Here is a 13,284-nt window from a genome sequence, read left to right as displayed (position 1 = left end):
CGATGGTGATGTTTCTTTCGAAACTCCAGCAGCACACACCGACCAACGAGGACATCTGGGGTGATGACCCACTTGGCCGTCGTGAATGCGCTGTAACACTTACACGCCTCATTAGAGCCACAACCAAGCCCTATGTCATAGGCATTTACGGACCTTGGGGAAGCGGAAAGACGGTGTTTATGCACCAGCTTCAGCTCGAGCTGGAACAGGAAAAAGTGCCCGCCGTCCGGGTGGATGCGTGGAGAACTGACTATCTGGCGGATCCACTTGTCGCCCTCGTCGAAGCCATCAATCAAAGACAGGCAGATGAGGCGGCCGCTCACGGCGGAGGCTTAACAAGGTCCCCTGATGAACTCTTGGAGGCTTCGCTGGCGATAGCTCTCCCGCTCTCGGAGATTGGAGTTGCTGCCACTGCGGTCGCCACGCCGCTACTCGCGGCGACGGGTGCCGCATTGAAGGGCGCATTGGTTGCTGCAAAAGAGGTGGTATCGCGAAGGGTTAAGGCTAGCAAGGATCTCCGCATTGGCATCGAGCATGCGCGGGACTATTTAACGGGGCGAGCGCGCCCAGGCGTCGTTAGCCCGATCGTCAAGCCACTGGTAATTATCATCGACGAACTCGATAGGTGCAGGCCCGACTACGCTGTGCGCATGCTGGAGCGCGTCAAGCACTTTTTTGACGTCAACGGCATTGTCTTCCTCATAGCATCCGATGGAAAGAATCTGCCTGCTGCAGTCAACTCCCAGTACGGCTCCGGACTAAACAGTGAGGAGTACCTTCGGAAATTCTTCGACTATGAGTACGTGCTGCCCGAACCCAATGCCTTACAGTTCACAGGCGTGCTATTTCAGTCCTTTGGCTGGGACCGAATCGTGCCTGAAGGTAACATGCTGTTTGATCAGGGCTTCGGTTCGCGAGAGCAGATCGCTTCGTATGTTCATGGTATACAGTCATTTGATCGGCGCTACGACTACTCTGAAGCACTTGACCTCTTCCCTAAAGTAGCCGATTGGCTCGATCTGAAGCTAAGGGACCAGGCGCAAGCCTTCACTCTCATAGACGTATACCTCCGCACTCGCGAGCCAGAAGAGGTTGCATTCCCACAGCTCTCGGTCTTCTTGGCATGTATGCGTTTTGGGCGTGAAAAGAAGTATCGCGAGATCATCAAGAATCCCACATCGCAGTCGTTCCTCGGTCAGATGGATTTCGAGCGTCCGGAGAGCAGTGGCCTAAAGCCTCTAAGGGATTGGGTTACTGCCCTCGCGTCATGGGATCGTCCTAGTCAGCAGAAATCATCAGTCATAGTCAACAATGCTAGAGAGTACGGAAGTGTTGATGAGCCTGAACTGCTTCCAATCCATGCGCGCTTAAGAAAACTCAGCAATATCGGTCTTTCCGATGTGACCTCTTCCTTCTCAAGGCTCGCTAGGGCATAGCTTTAATCTGTTTAGTCAAAGGGCAGCAGTCGCTCAGACGCGTGGGCTGATGAAGAACTGAGGACGTGTTGCTTGCGACTGATGAATCACGCTGCATCCCGCAGCGGTAGGGGAGGGGGCTTTTCGGTCAGCCGCAAGTCACTGAGAGCTTCCGTTCTTGGATGAAAGCGGATCTCGCGATGTAGATAGCGAAGGAAAATTCATCCGGAGGATGCCTGGATTCTCACTTGCAGTCCAGGGCCTAGATATCTTCAGAAATGAAAATCTGCGTCCAGGAGGCCAACGGCTGCACGAGGTCGGCCGACTGAACGGAATTGATGGTGCCGTCCGCCTGCAGGTAATGGTGCACGGCCGCCGGAAAATGCTCAGGGTTGAGCGGAATTGCCGCGCGTGGGTTGTGAAAAACGTCCAGGCCTTCGGTCCACGATTCGGCATAGTCCGAATCGTCGACGCGCACTGCGAAGGGGATCGGTTCGGCCGCGTCTGGGGCGGGGTTCCAGACGGTGCCGTGGCGAATCATCCGGACCCGCCGGGAACCGAAACCGGCTACGTAGCCTATCCGGTTGAACTTCGGCAGCGTCGCGCCGCTGTTGAAGATCACGGCGCTAACATGCTCGGCCCCGGGCAGATCGAAAAACCCTGACGCCGCCCTCCTGTCGCTCCAACGATGCTCTTCCACCTTGGTCGCCACCACGACGAGCCTTCCGTCCACGTCGTGGTATGCATTGTGCTCGTATGCGTATAGGTAGTTGATCAACCCGCCGCGCGCGAATGTCATCGCCGCCGGCGCATGGAAGTCCTGAATGACGAATACCAATGGCTTGCCGGTGACATGCGGCAGGTTCCAGTACGCCTTGCGGAGCTTCTTCTTCAGCGCACCGGCGAACTTGATTGGGATGTAGTGCTTGAGGTAGGCAAGCCGCTCGTCCTCTGTCGAGATCTCCGGTGGTGCCTGCAGATTGCCCTGACTGTCCTGGGTCGGATTGACGGTAGTGACTTCTACCGCGATCGTGCCGAGGATATCCCGGGCGAGGAAGTCGGGCGCTTCATGCTCGCGTGTGAGCTCAAAGCCATTCTCGACGAGCATTGCGTACGTATAGAGCTCGAGCAGTCGCGCGTCGAAGGCACGGGTCTGAAACTGCTCGATGAAGTTGCCGTCGACGTCCTCGTACCAGCGCATCATCGCCTCGACGATAGCGCGTGCCGGACTGAATCCTTCTTTATCCAAGAGTATGGCGAAGCTCGGATGCAGGCGTTCACGCTCCACCTCGAGCCGGAAGAAATCTACCGACGCGGGCCCTTCGTCGCCTTGGCCACGTTCGGCCTCGAGGCGGGTCAACAACGCCGGGGCTCCGCCCACGAGCGCGGCTGCGGCAGCCTCGGCGGTATCGAAAAAGGCGTCGGTCTGGGTGATCTGGCGGAACCGCCCGACGCGATCCTGGGCCAAGTAGATGCCGAGGAAGTCGCCGTCGGTGCGGTCACGCACGATCACCCCAAGTAGCTGCCCGTCGGCCGATTCAAACCAGGCGACCTCGTCCAGAATCCACATGGAAGGGCCGAAGCGGCACCACGCCGCCAACGCATTGAACCGGGGCAGGGAAATTGGATGCATGTGACTAGGATATCAGGCGGTATCCCTGCCGGCGCATGGGTCACGCGCCGTGGCACTTCTTGTGCTTCTTGCCTGATCCACAGGGGCACTATTCATTGCGCCCAAGCTTTTCACCGACGAGAGCAGCCTTCGGTGGGACAAACTGGGTGACTGTCTGTTCGTACTTTTGAAGCTGCGGTGTGTCGAAGAAGCACCAATCCTCATTCAGCGCCTGGTAGTGATCGCGGACGTCGTCCGGCCACGGCTCGCCGGGCATGAGGATGAAGTCCTCGGAGTTGGTGTTCCCGGCGAACTTCGGCGCGTCCATGCCGATGCCGATCACCTTGTGCAGGTGCGGGAACTTGTTGCGCGCCGCGCCGCACGCGATCTCGAGCAAAGTGCGACGCTTGTCGAGATAGTCGGGCTGCGCGCGGATCGCCTCGGGCGCGCGCAACTGGAAGAAGACGTAGCCGACCTCCGGATAGAACGAAGGCATCAAGGACACGTGACGCGTCAACCCGCCAGTGTTGGGAAAGTTGATGACGTTCTCGCGAATCTTGCTCGACAGGGCGCGTCGCACGAACCGCGGTTCCTTCACCATCTCGGCGATGGCGCTCTGGCCGCGGAGCAGGTCGGCGTTGCCGCCCAAGGTGCCGTCCAGCAGATTCTGGCAGGTGCGCTGGATCAGCTCGTCCCAGAAGTAGGAGACCTCGTCTTCGCGCTTGGTGTTCTGATACAGGGCGGAGTTCACGAAGCCGTGCCATTCGCCTTCGCCGATCATCACCCCGGTGACCGGCTCGTCGGAGCCGATCCTATGCACATTCGTCGCCTGGTCGAAGTTGAATAGGTAGTGCCCGAGCAGATCTTCTTCGCCGCAGTACGCCAGAACGTCGAAACGTCGGATGGCTCGAACTTTCTCATCGAGGTAGCGTGAGAAGTCGCTGATCGTATCGAGCTCGCCCAGGATGATTGGGAGGTTGTGGCTGTCGAACAGGTGCACCGGATCCTGCCGGTCCAGGTCGACGTGGAAAGGGCGCGGTGCGTGGCCCTTGTCCGGATCGCAGTAGGTGATGGCCAAGCTGCCGTAGATGTTCTGCTCAGAGCTACGCGCGCACGCGTTCTTGGCACCGTGTGCCACCACGATCTTGTGGACGGTGGCCGCCGGGTCGACAGACAACGGGAACGGCACGGTCAGCTTGGCATCGAGGTAGATGGGGCGGCCACTGCGCAGATAGCGCTCGGCGCCGTGGGCGGTAATGATCTGGCGATCGATCGCGCGTCGCTTCCAGCGGTCCCAGGCAATCAGGGGATCGGTGTCCGGGTTCTCCCCATAGGCCTTCTCGCGATCGAAGAAGACGAAGATGTGGTCACCAAAAGCCGCCAGGACGTCGCAGAGCTCCTTGCCGTCGTCCTTATACGGGTTCGGGTAGGTCCACAACTTCAGGAAGGAGCGCTCGCAGAAGTCCGCGAGCATGCGCTCGGTTTCAGTAACCCCCGCAGACTTATGGCCGGCCTCCATGCGTAACACTCCTGAACGGGAACGATGCAGTCTAGCGGGCGGCTTCCGCATCGCCGTCGAGCACATGCGGGCCGCGGGGTTTTGGGTGATCTCGCCGGCCTGGAAGCAACCGATCGCTTGCGCCATCCAGGGGTGCTCGTTCAGCGCCTTGCCGGCCGCTTTCGGTGATAGCGCCCCAAATCCATAGTACGCTCAAGGCAATCAATCCTCCAACAGTCGAGCTGCTGGATTTGCTGTAGCTCCGCCGGTCTGGAAGTACCCCACGACACTCGACACCGAGCGATGCTCGGTCAGTTGCATGAACGCCGGTAGCGCCACGCCTTGGCGGCTGGCCTCGGTCACGAACCCCGACCGCAAACTGTGCCCGCCAAAATCCCCCTCCAATCCCGCGAGGCGCGCCCGCCGCTGCACGATCTCACCCACGGCGGCCGGGGACAGGGCAGGGCCGACCCGCTGTTTCCACAGCCGCCGGAAGATTGCCCCTTCGGTGATCCCAGACGCCTCCAGCCAATCCTGCAGGGCGAGGGCAGCCCGATCCAGCACCGGCTTGTCCGGTGTCGAGGTTGCGGTGACGCCGGCCTGCTGGGTCTTGCTGTGCTCCAGACGGTAGATATAGCCCTCTTCGCCGATACGCAAGCTGCAGAGCTACAGCGATTGGTTGACCAGCTCCGTCTGCAGATGTCAGAGCTTGTAGAGCAGCGGGATGTCGAGCTTCGAAGAGCCGATCGAAATGAAGCATCGAGACAGCAACTCGACGCCAGGCTTCATGAGGCGCTAGAAACGGCGAAATCTGAGCGAGAAGACTGGGCCGAGTACACCAGATCTGTCGAGAATCGGGCGCTCAGCGATGTTGATCGCGCCCGACAGGAGGTGAAAGAACTCCAGGTGCAGCTAAGCAAGGCATCCGAGCAACACAGAGCTCTTGAGAAGCAGCTGCGCCAGGATATCCAGACCGCCCAAGCAGCGGCCGCCACGGCCAGTCAGTCTGCCGATATCCTGCGCGGCAGATGTGACGCGCTCGAGGGACAACTTTCAGGGCTTCGAGATTTGCCAGCTCAGCTGGAAGTTGCATTCAAGCGATCCAAAGAAGTTCGCATCGCTGCTGATGTTAGGCCGAAACGCAAGCGGCCGAAGCAATGAGCGCGCTGAAGTAGCACTTTTACTTGGAAGGCTCGCCTCCAGAAGGCGAGCCGAATCACCTCGGCTACTGCAGTCGAGCCTAGTGGACGCCAACTAATGGCGCTACTTACTTGATGGAGGCGCGAACTTCAGAGAAGTAGCACTAATACGTTGAGCGGCGTAACAACTTTAGTTGGGTCGGCTCCAACTCGATGCCGCAGCGCGCCGCGTGCCAGCCGGCCCAGTAACGCAGGGCGCTGGTACTGACACCATTGCCACGCCGAGGACACGAACGCGGCCACAGCCCGATACAGCATTTCGCATAATGTATATTATGTTACGGTCGGCAAGCCATCGCCCCGATTCTGGCGATTACGGCTCTTGATCGAAGTTCCCCTCACTCTACCGCTCCTGCGCCTCTGCTGGGCTGGCCGCAGAGCACCCGAGAACGCGTTCAGCATGCCTGCCGGTACGCGCTAAAGCTGCGCTTGTCCGGAATAGCAACTTGCAGCGGCTTGATATCGAGACTTCGGGGGCTCCCGTCGCGCGAGCGCGTGGCCCTTTGCTTTCAGGACCAAGGATTACGGGAGCCCTCGGGGCCATCGCCGCCTGAAGCCCGTGATGCGTCACGTTAATACAGACAACCCTGCGCCCCGTATCTGCAGGACGAGTCCGGTGCAGCCTCAGAACACGAAGCTGCAGTTGACCGACACAGTCGTCGCTGCCGGTGTGACATCCCGCCTGAGAACGGTGCGATTGGCCGATACGCTCAACCCGACTCGAGGCGAAAACGCGTAATTGCCACTCACGCCCATCTTCAAGGTCCGCTGGCCGTTGTCTTTCCATGCGCCGCCGGAGCCGGTCCTGCCGCCGTGTGCGTAATTGGCATCTACCGACAGCCAGACCCGTTCGCCCACATCCCTGCTTAGATGCAGATCCAACCCGTAGAGCGGCCTCTGCTCCAACGCAGCCTCTCCGGGCTTTTCCGCATCACCATAGAATTGAACGTTGCCGTTGATGGCCAGCAGTGTCCCCTCACCCAGAGGCAGCCCATACGCCAACTGAGGCTTGTAGGACCAGCGGTTTTTCCCCAGATTCAGGATGGAATCCCGGTCATAGCTGCCCGTGGGCGCGGTAACGGCGACGGACGCGGTTAGGTAGGCGCCGGCGTCCCAGGCCCGGAATTCCTGCGGAGTGAGTGCGGGCGCCCCGAACACGTTGACCAGGAAGATTCCCGTGGCATCGCCCATGCCGGAGGCGGATGTGCGCAGCGGTGTGCCCCCGATACTGCCGGTTACCTTCCCATAGGGCGCCAAGACCTGGACGCCCGCGATGCGGTCGCCCAGAGCGAAGGTGCGCGCATAGCGAATGATTCCCAGCTGGGATTCAATCTGGGCGCCATCGACCGGAAGCGACGGGTCGAAAGCGATTTCGTTGCGCGCATACGTGTAGTAGACGAACAGCAGGTTGGTATCTATGGGAACGTTCTCCCAATCGCGCGCCCCATCGGCGCGCGCGTCGGGCTGCGCCCCGACTGCGGCAAGCGCAACGGCGAGCGCGGCCAGGGGACGGAGGCAGGTGCTCATGGGGTTACGATGTTGAACATGACGTCGAACGTTTCTACGTTCGCAAACAGGTTCTCGACTGCGGATCGCTTGCCATGCAGCTTCACGGCCGGCCCGGCGAGCAGCTCGTGCGCCGGCTGTGCCCCCATGACAAGCTGGTTGAGTGTGCTCCGGGGAAGCTCTACGGTCGCGTCTGCCTGGTCCTGGTTAGCGAGCGGCCGATACGAGAGCGCGCCCGACCGCAGCGTCATCAAGTAGCGGTCCTTGGAATCTGGAATGATCCAGGCAATGGTTGCGTTCCCTGCCCTTGCAGCCGCAGGTCCGTCCAGGCGTATCGCGAGATAGTCGAACAGCATGCCGACGGTCATGGCCTTCAGCACGTCAGGTGATGCGGTGGTGGCACCGCCCTTCGGTACGCCATCGCGCAGCTCAAGTGCTCCCATCAACATGGCGTTGCGCCATGTGCCCGCCTCGCTCTGGTATCCCATCTGCTCCAACGCATCTGCCAGGAGTGCGCGTCCTTCGCGCGAATCCGGATTGGCGAACACAATGTGTTTGGCTACTTCAGCGACCCAGCGATAGTCACCCTGTTCAAAAGAACGCCGTGCCTTCTCCAGTACTGCCGATTCGCCCCCCATGAAATCAACGTAACGCTGCGCGACATCCGAAGGTGGCAGCGGATTGAGATTGGCGGGGTTGCCGTCGTAGTAGCCGAGATAGCGCTGGTAGACCGCTCTCACATTGTGAGACAGCGTGCCGTAGTATCCGCGGCTGTACCAACGTTTCCGCAGCGGCTCGGGCAGTTCTTTCAGGGTGTCGGCAATCTCCAGTGGCGTCATGCCACGGTTGGCCAGCCGCAATGTCTGGTCGTGGATGTACCGGTACATGTCCCGCTGGTCGGACAGGAAGGTGGTGATCTCCGCCCCACCCCAGGTGGGCCAATGGTGCTGCGCGAATACCACGTCCGAACGTGCTGCATAGCGGCTGATGGTCTGGTCCAGATACTCCGACCAGACCTTTGGGTCCCGGACCTGGGCGCCACGAATGGTCAGCACGTTGTGCTGCGTTCTCGTTGCGTTTTCTGCGATGCCAAGGGCGCGATACTGCGGCACGTAGACATTCATCTCCGCTGGCGCCTCCGTACCTGGCGTCAGCTGGAACTCGAGCTGCAGGCCATCAATGGTCACGCTTTCCACCGCTTGCCCGCCGGAGCCGATGATATCGGTCGGCGCGATCAGACTTACAGTCCCGCGCGACGTCGTTTTGCCCAGCCCCGCACCCACCTGGCCTTGTACGCCCTTGGGCAGCAACGCGCCGTACATGTACTGTGCGCGACGGGTCATGGCATTGCCCGCATAGACGTTTTCGGAAACCGCGTGCTCCATGAAGCCTGCCGGCGCATAGATCCGAACGCTTCCCCGCTGGACGTCACGCTCGTCGACGATGCCCTTTACGCCACCGTAGTGATCAACATGGGAGTGCGAGTAGATCACCGCCTTTACGGGCAGCTGCCCTACATGGGCTCGATAGAGATCCAGCGCAGCCTTGGCCGTTTCCGTTGAGACGAGGGGGTCGATGATGACCAGCCCGTTGGGCGTCTCAATAATCGTCATGTTCGACAGGTCCAGCCCGCGCACCTGGTAAACGTGATCTGTCACCTTGAAGAGTCCCGCAATGCGGTTCAGGCGCTCCTGCCGCCACAGGCTGGGGTTCACTGTGGCCGGCGCTGCTTCTTCATGCAGGAAAGCGTAGGAGTGCATATCCCATACGACTTGGCCCTTGTCGCCACGGATGATCCCGTCAAACGGAGCGATCAATCCGCGATTGGCCGAGTCGAAGTCTGCACGATCACTGAAATCGAGCTCGGAGAGAACGCGACGGTTGAGGTCCTCGGTAGCCCTGCTCGCACTCGCTGGCGGGGTGCGCTGCGAAGCAGCAGTACTGGAAGCCAGTGCAGTGCCGGAGTCGAGCAGCGTGAGAGCCACCAGGATGCCCAGGACATGTCCACGAGGCACGCGCGCACCGTTGTTCATCTTTGCGTTCCCTCGATTGATGCTGGCCGAATAATGAGCGTTCGATGAAGGCAGTCACCCCCTTCGAAAGTCGCTGGCGCTGCCAGCGCGTGTCGCGCAGGGCCAAATTATTGAGGCACCTGACGTGATGCCGGCGTCAGCGACGGATCATTGAACCTCAACGCGCGACGTTGGCCACGCCGACCGCACTCTTCAGTGACGCCGTCCTGTGCGCATTACAGGAACCGGTGCATCACAAAGACATCCACCAGTCCCGATTTCCGGTGCCGGAAGGCCTCTGGCAGCGTCCCAACCACCGCAAACCCCAGCTTCCGGTACAGCGCCACCGCCGGGCCGTTGGTGCTGACCACGTAATTGAACTGCATGGCCAGGAATCCTTCCGCCCTCGCCCGCTCCAGGCTGTGCTCCACCAGTGCCCGGCCCACGCCTCGCCCCCGTGCCGCAGCGTCGACCACATACGTGGCGCTGGCCACATGCGCCCCAAGGTCAGGGAAATTCGGGCCCATCTTGTACATGCCCACAACCCGGTCCTCCAGCACGGCCACATAGGGCGTCTGGGCCTGGAACCAATGCGCGCGAAAGGTCTCGACCTCAAACGTGCCAGCAAAAGGCAGCGCATCCTGCGTCGCAATGGCGTGCTTGAACATGCCCCACATCACGTCGAAATCGCCTGCACGGGCGGGCCGGATATCCATGCGACTCCTGCAGATCTGTGGCCATGACCAGGCCGGACACTACCAGAATCCAGCCCCTGCCCCGTAGCTGCTTCACGCGCCACCGCCATCGGCTCCGCAATAGTTGCAGATATTCCGGCCCTCAGAGTAGTAGATGCCCCCTGTTTCCGCGCACATCCCGCACCGGCTTCGACGGTGGAGGGTCCCTGCCTACGTTCTGCTGGGCATCTACCTGCTGTACCTGCTGGCCGGCAACATCTTCCTCAACACACCGCTGTTCGACCAGGTCACCAACCGCAAGCCGCACAAGTTCGTGATGACCACCGGCCCGGCCATTACCGTGCTGCCCGGCCACGTGATCGCCTGGAACGTGCACATGCGCGGCCATGTGAACCGCACGGTCTACGTGCTGCATGCCGACCGCGCCAGCGCTCGTCTGGCAGTGCTGCCCCTGTTCCGGCGCGAGGTGCGGGTGCCCCGGCTGCAGGCAACCGGGGTCTCGGCCGAGATCAGCCGCGTGGAAGACGCCATCCCGCCACCGCCGCGCAGCGACCGCGGCTGGACCCTGCGCTTCGATGCCATCCACAGCGACAGCATTCGCAGCGCACGCTTCGGCAAGCTGCTGATCATCGGCCAGGGCCAGGGCACGGTGGGCTTCCTCAAGCAGTTGCGCGGCGGTCCGTCGGAACTGTTCGAATCCGAGGTGACATTCAGCGATACCGACACCAGTTTCGACGGCGTGCAGCTGTTGGGCGCCATGAATCTCACCGCGCGCTTCAGCTATCCGCGCCACTATCGGGACCAGGCGCCGGGCCTGGCCAAGTTGAAGCTGCTGCATGCCCAGCTCGAGGTGGATGCCCGCAGCCAGGGCCTGCGCATGGACACCCATGCCACAACGCCCAGGATCTCCAGCGCACCAGTGCCCGGAAGGCTGCAGGCCGCACTCCATCTGATCGATGGGCAGTTGCAGCCCGGCGACCATGCACTCTGGCAGGTGCCCCTCTACCTGGGCGACGGCGCCCCGGATCGCGGCCTGCTGGCGCTGCAACTCAATGTGGCCAAGGACCTGCGCCTGCAGGCGCGCCTGCCCCCGCGCCCCGGCTCGGGCAGCGAAGTAGATGCCGACCTGCATATCCACGGCCGCGACATCCCGTTCCAGGCACCTGCCCAGCTGCTGGAGCGCAGCTCCGGTACCGTGCGCGGCGAATGGGCGTTCACCTCGCTCAACTGGATCCCTGCCCTGTTCGTGCGCAAGCCGTGGCTGCAACTGGACGGTGGCGGCACGCTGAAGGCGGACCTGCGTCTTCGCAACGGCGAACTGACCGAAGGCAGCACCGTGGACATTCCTGCGGCCGAAGCCGTGGCCGAGGTGGCGGGTGTGCGCCTGGCGGGCACGGCCAGTGCGCACGGCGAACTGAAGGCCGGCACGCCCAGCCAGGCGCGGCTGGCCGTCCGCTTGCCCCGCTTCACTGCGCGACCAACCGATGCCAAGGACGTGCGCCTGTTCGACGGCCGGGATCTGGCCCTCGACCTGACCGGCGACGGCCGCCTGCAGGAACTGCGCAAAGGCGTCCGCGCGCAGCTACGCTTCAGTGAAGCCACCATCCCGGATCTGACCGCCTACAACCGCTACCTGGGCTCGCCCCAGGTGCGACTGCTCCGTGGCACCGGCACCGTCAGCGGTGACGCGACCCTCGATACCGACGGGCGCGTCGGCCATGGCACGGCCCGGCTGTTGGGGCGCAACGCCAGCGCCAGGGTTGCGGGGCTGGACATGGGCGGCGATATCGACGTCAACGCAACCCTGCGCCGCGGTGACTTCAGCCAGCGTCATTTCGATCTGTCCGGCACCACGGTCGAGCTGCGCAACGTGCAGGTGCCGGGCACGCAGGGCTCGACGGCATGGAAAGGCCGCGTGGACTTCAAGCGTGGGCGCATCGATGCGCAGTCGCCGTTCCAGGTGGATGCGACCACGGACCTGGATCTCAGCGATGCACGACCGTTGCTGGCGCTGTTCGCAGAGCGCACCGATTACCCGCGCTGGACCTTGTCCCTGCTGGATTCCGGCCAGGTGCAGGCCCAGGCAACGCTGCGCTGGCGTCCGGGCCATCTGGTCATTGACGGGCTGCAGGCCGAGAACGATCGCCTTTCGGTGCGCGCGCGGCTGGATCTGCTGGACCAGCGCAAGCGCGGCGATCTCTACCTGCGCTGGGGGCTGCTGGGCGCAGGGATCGAGCTGGATGGCGACCGGCGCCAATGGCATCTGGCCAAGGCACGCGAATGGTTTGACCAGCAGCCTTCCCTGCTGCCCGCGGGCCAGGGCACGGGCGCCGTCGGCTCTTCGGACTGAAGGCAATCGCCTGCATCCATTGGCGGCCCCGGTGCGTATACACCAACGCCCCAATCGACGAGTTGCACGCAATGAACAAGCGCACACAGGCCTATGGCCTTCTGGGATGGGGGGCGATCACCTTCGCCGCCGCCGCACTGGGCGCGTGGGCCTCGACGTCCGCCGCCAGCTTCTATGCCACCCTCGTCCAGCCGGCATGGGCGCCGCCTGCCGGTCTGTTTGGCCCGGTATGGACCCTGCTGTACGCCATGATGGCGCTTGCGGCGTGGCTGGTCTGGCGGGAGCGCGGCTGGCGCGGCGCGCGGTCTGCGCTGTGGCTCTATCTGGTGCAGCTGGCCGTCAATGCATTGTGGAGCTGGCTGTTCTTCGGCTGGAAGCTGGGCGCCCTGGCCTTCGTCGACATCCTGGTGCTGGTGGCGCTGGTGTGCGCGACCATGCTCGCGTTCGTACGCGCCCGCCCAATGGCAGCGGTACTGCTGCTGCCCTACCTGGCCTGGATTGCGTTCGCCTCGGCGCTCAACTTCGCAGTCTGGCGTGCCAACCCCGGGCTGCTGTGACAGCGCGTCGCATCGCTTACGCCTGGGCCACGACCTGGGGGCGCCAGTTCCTCAGCAGCGCCGGCTTGAACGCCTGCTGCCCGCAGCCGGTTGGGCAACGCACCACGCGCGCCGACGAATGGCTGACCAGGCCTTGTCCTTCTTCGGCCTTGAACACCGTCTCGCAGGACAGGCAGCGGGCCACCAGCGAATACAGGTGCAGCAACCGGCCACTGGCGGGGTCCTGCAGTGCATCCACATCCAGCAGTTCGAACTGGCAGCTGTCAGCCAGCATGCGGTACGGCGTAGAAGGCAGGGTCTGCAGGTTCACGGGCGTGGTATCCGACGGAAGTCGAGCCACCCTAGGGCAGCCGCTGTCGAGCCGGCGTGCAGCGCAGATGCACTGGCCGCGAAGCCGGCAAAGGCGCCTGCCGCACGTGCATCGCTGCTTGTATGAAGAA

General features: G+C 62.4%; 10 protein-coding genes and 2 pseudogenes. 4 read left to right on the top strand and 8 right to left on the bottom strand.

Features of this window, described 5'->3' with window-relative positions; translation table 11 throughout:
* Positions 1-2: 2 nt before the first annotated feature.
* Positions 3-1,436, top strand: a complete 1,434-nt coding sequence (locus BLS66_RS03825; protein WP_074725117.1) for a KAP family P-loop NTPase fold protein — start codon at positions 3-5, stop codon at positions 1,434-1,436.
* A gap of 241 nt (positions 1,437-1,677) precedes the next feature.
* Here the strand turns inward: BLS66_RS03825 and BLS66_RS03820 are convergent, their stop codons facing one another.
* The 4 genes and pseudogenes from BLS66_RS03820 to BLS66_RS03805 all read right to left on the bottom strand — a co-directional run.
* Positions 1,678-3,048 (bottom strand): hypothetical protein, encoded by a 1,371-nt coding sequence (locus BLS66_RS03820; RefSeq protein ID WP_074725116.1) that lies wholly within the window; start codon positions 3,046-3,048, stop codon positions 1,678-1,680.
* A 40-nt stretch (positions 3,049-3,088) separates the two neighbouring features.
* Positions 3,089-3,136, bottom strand: a pseudogene (locus BLS66_RS21035) (SEC-C metal-binding domain-containing protein); the annotation flags it as partial.
* Positions 3,137-4,672 (bottom strand): hypothetical protein, encoded by a 1,536-nt coding sequence (locus BLS66_RS03810; RefSeq protein ID WP_244152942.1) that lies wholly within the window; start codon positions 4,670-4,672, stop codon positions 3,137-3,139.
* A gap of 75 nt (positions 4,673-4,747) precedes the next feature.
* Positions 4,748-5,179 (bottom strand): annotated as a pseudogene (locus tag BLS66_RS03805) (tyrosine-type recombinase/integrase); the annotation flags it as partial.
* 45 nt (positions 5,180-5,224) lie between these two features.
* Between BLS66_RS03805 and BLS66_RS03800 the strand changes: the two are divergent.
* On the top strand, positions 5,225-5,686 hold the full coding sequence (locus tag BLS66_RS03800) for a hypothetical protein (RefSeq protein ID WP_229301853.1): 462 nt from the start codon (positions 5,225-5,227) through the stop codon (positions 5,684-5,686).
* 662 nt (positions 5,687-6,348) lie between these two features.
* Here BLS66_RS03800 and BLS66_RS03795 read toward each other — a convergent pair.
* The 3 genes from BLS66_RS03795 to BLS66_RS03785 all read right to left on the bottom strand — a co-directional run bounded on the left by BLS66_RS03795 (position 6,349) and on the right by BLS66_RS03785 (position 9,958).
* Complete coding sequence (locus BLS66_RS03795; RefSeq protein ID WP_074725114.1) at positions 6,349-7,251, bottom strand: transporter; 903 nt, start codon at positions 7,249-7,251, stop codon at positions 6,349-6,351.
* Positions 7,248-9,263: an alkyl/aryl-sulfatase gene (locus BLS66_RS03790; RefSeq protein WP_083348128.1), complete on the bottom strand. Its 2,016-nt coding sequence runs from the start codon at positions 9,261-9,263 to the stop codon at positions 7,248-7,250. Before BLS66_RS03790 ends, BLS66_RS03795 begins: the two co-directional genes overlap by 4 nt.
* 215 nt (positions 9,264-9,478) lie before the next feature.
* On the bottom strand, positions 9,479-9,958 hold the full coding sequence (locus BLS66_RS03785) for a GNAT family N-acetyltransferase (protein ID WP_074725113.1): 480 nt from the start codon (positions 9,956-9,958) through the stop codon (positions 9,479-9,481).
* Between the two features lie 133 nt (positions 9,959-10,091).
* Here BLS66_RS03785 and BLS66_RS03780 point away from each other — a divergent pair, with 133 nt between their 5' ends.
* Positions 10,092-12,287: a translocation/assembly module TamB domain-containing protein gene (locus tag BLS66_RS03780; RefSeq protein WP_074725112.1), complete on the top strand. Its 2,196-nt coding sequence runs from the start codon at positions 10,092-10,094 to the stop codon at positions 12,285-12,287.
* Between the two features lie 71 nt (positions 12,288-12,358).
* Entirely contained in the window at positions 12,359-12,844 is a 486-nt protein-coding gene (locus BLS66_RS03775; protein ID WP_074725111.1) for a TspO/MBR family protein, read from the top strand.
* Positions 12,845-12,860: 16 nt separating this feature from the next.
* Here BLS66_RS03775 and BLS66_RS03770 read toward each other — a convergent pair whose 3' ends face one another.
* The gene (locus BLS66_RS03770; RefSeq protein WP_014647137.1) at positions 12,861-13,154 is read right to left on the bottom strand and encodes a hypothetical protein; all 294 of its coding nucleotides are present in this window, start codon (positions 13,152-13,154) and stop codon (positions 12,861-12,863) included.
* Positions 13,155-13,284: the final 130 nt, after the last annotated feature.

The organism is Stenotrophomonas pavanii (genome assembly GCF_900101175.1).
In the GTDB taxonomy this organism is placed as follows: Bacteria; Pseudomonadota; Gammaproteobacteria; order Xanthomonadales; family Xanthomonadaceae; genus Stenotrophomonas; species Stenotrophomonas pavanii.
The sequence above is the reverse complement of the archived record's forward strand: the minus strand, read 5'-3'. Positions and strand labels throughout refer to the sequence as shown.

Bases quoted from the DNA above. Each gene is read 5' to 3' on its own strand.
- BLS66_RS03795 (WP_074725114.1), bottom strand. From the start codon at position 7,251: ATGAGCACCTGCCTCCGTCCCCTGGCCGCGCTCGCCGTTGCGCTTGCC.
- BLS66_RS03800 (WP_229301853.1), top strand. From the start codon at position 5,225: ATGTCAGAGCTTGTAGAGCAGCGGGATGTCGAGCTTCGAAGAGCCGAT.
- BLS66_RS03775 (WP_074725111.1), top strand. From the start codon at position 12,359: ATGAACAAGCGCACACAGGCCTATGGCCTTCTGGGATGGGGGGCGATC.
- BLS66_RS03820 (WP_074725116.1), bottom strand. From the start codon at position 3,048: ATGCATCCAATTTCCCTGCCCCGGTTCAATGCGTTGGCGGCGTGGTGC.
- BLS66_RS03790 (WP_083348128.1), bottom strand. From the start codon at position 9,263: ATGAACAACGGTGCGCGCGTGCCTCGTGGACATGTCCTGGGCATCCTG.
- BLS66_RS03785 (WP_074725113.1), bottom strand. From the start codon at position 9,958: ATGGATATCCGGCCCGCCCGTGCAGGCGATTTCGACGTGATGTGGGGC.
- BLS66_RS03810 (WP_244152942.1), bottom strand. From the start codon at position 4,672: ATGGCGCAAGCGATCGGTTGCTTCCAGGCCGGCGAGATCACCCAAAAC.
- BLS66_RS03825 (WP_074725117.1), top strand. From the start codon at position 3: ATGGTGATGTTTCTTTCGAAACTCCAGCAGCACACACCGACCAACGAG.
- BLS66_RS03780 (WP_074725112.1), top strand. From the start codon at position 10,092: ATGCCCCCTGTTTCCGCGCACATCCCGCACCGGCTTCGACGGTGGAGG.